The sequence below is a fragment of the Moraxella bovoculi 237 genome (genome assembly GCF_000696305.2).
GTDB classification, from domain to species: Bacteria; Pseudomonadota; Gammaproteobacteria; order Pseudomonadales; family Moraxellaceae; genus Moraxella; species Moraxella bovoculi.
This window is the reverse complement of the sequence record NZ_AOMT01000007.1, coordinates 1-1,595: the sequence shown is the minus strand read 5'-3', so window position 1 is coordinate 1,595 and position 1,595 is coordinate 1. Positions and strand designations below refer to the sequence as shown.

The window sequence follows — 1,595 nt, the reverse complement described above, 5'->3', positions numbered from 1 at the left end:
TTGAACCGCACCCCAAAAGTTAGACACTCTAACCTTTGGGGTGCTTTTTATGGCAAAATACACAACCGACTTTAAACTGTCTGTCATAGCATATTATCTAAACAGATACAGCTACAAACAAACTGCCAAATACTTTAACTTAGCCCATAAAACCGTAGAGCTATGGGTTAAACTCTATCAAGCACACGGTATTGATGGCATTAAAAGACGACACACCGAAGCCGTCTATGACACCACCTTCAAACTAAACGCAATCAAACAACTTCAAAATGGCAAATCCCTAACCAAACTTGCCATAGAACTTAACCTACCAACACCTTCTTTACTGTCCAATTGGTTAAAGTCTTATCAAACCCTTGGTATAATGGGATTAGAACCCAAACCCGAAGGCAGAAAAGCAATGTCAAACAAGCACAGCACCAACAAAGACAAAACCAGCAAAAACAAATCCACAAGCAAAACCAAACCACAAGATGATGATTATGCCAAACTTTTAAAACGCCTAGCCTATTTAGAAGCAGAGAACGACTACCTAAAAAAGCTCGATGCCTTAATTCGTCAGAAAGAGCAAAACAAGTAAGCTCATCAGCCAAACACCTTAATCAATTAAAGGCAATCATCGTGCAAGAATTAAGGCATAAGCACGCCCTAAACACCTTACTTGACATTGCCAAATTGCCAAGAAGTGTGTTTTATTACCACCTTAACAAAGCCAAAGAACCTGACAAAGACCTTGACCTAAAAGAGCAAATCAAACACATCTACCACACCCACAAAGGCAGATACGGTTATCGTAGGATTACATTAGAGCTTAACAACCAACTTGGTGGTCAAGACATACTCATCAACCACAAAAGAGTGCAACGCTTAATGCAAGCAATGGGCTTAAAGGCTAAAATCAGACAACACAGACACAAAGCTTACGCATCTTATCAAGGGGGAACACCAAGACAAGATAAAAGACAATGTCCTACAAAGAGACTTTAAAGCCACAAGACCCAATCAAAAGTGGGCAACGGACATTACAGAGTTTAAGGTAGAGAGTACATCAAATGGTGGTAATGGCAAAACTTACCAAAAACTCTATTTATCACCCATCATAGACTTATTTAATGGGGAAATTGTCAGTTATACCATCAAAGAGCATCCTACTTATGACTTAGTTAAAGAAATGCTTGATGATGCTTTAAATAAGTTAAGTCAAGCAAATAAACACGATAAACCCATCATTCATTCAGACAGAGGTTGGCATTATCAGATGTTTCATTATCAACAAACTTTAAAGGACAGTGGCATTACCCAAAGTATGTCAAGAAAAGGCAACTGCCTTGATAATGCTCCTATTGAAAGGCTCGAAGGGATACTTAAAGAAGAAATCTTTTATGAAGACACAAAGTTTAGCTCAGTTGATGAACTTAAACAAACGATTGATGAGTACATGCACTACTACAATTATGATAGAATAAAGACCAAACTAAAAGGACTAAGTCCTGTGAAGTACAGAAACTTAGTCCTTAGTCAAACCACTTGACTTAAACCTAACCTTTAATCTTGTGTTTAAGATTTGGGGGTCGTTTCAAATTCGGATGGTTTTT

2 protein-coding genes and 1 pseudogene are annotated in these 1,595 nt (G+C 37.9%); all 3 read left to right on the top strand.

Annotated elements, in window-relative coordinates; translation table 11 throughout:
- Window positions 1-49: 49 nt before the first annotated feature.
- Complete coding sequence (locus MBO_RS02830) at window positions 50-580, top strand: helix-turn-helix domain-containing protein (RefSeq protein WP_036363380.1); 531 nt, start codon at window positions 50-52, stop codon at window positions 578-580.
- A 41-nt stretch (window positions 581-621) separates the two neighbouring features.
- Window positions 622-987 (top strand): IS3 family transposase, encoded by a 366-nt coding sequence (locus tag MBO_RS02825; RefSeq protein ID WP_158580338.1) that lies wholly within the window; start codon window positions 622-624, stop codon window positions 985-987.
- Window positions 971-1,531 (top strand): annotated as a pseudogene (locus MBO_RS02820) (IS3 family transposase); the annotation flags it as partial. The gene MBO_RS02825 and the pseudogene MBO_RS02820, both read left to right, overlap by 17 nt.
- Between the last annotated feature and the right edge of the window lie 64 nt (window positions 1,532-1,595).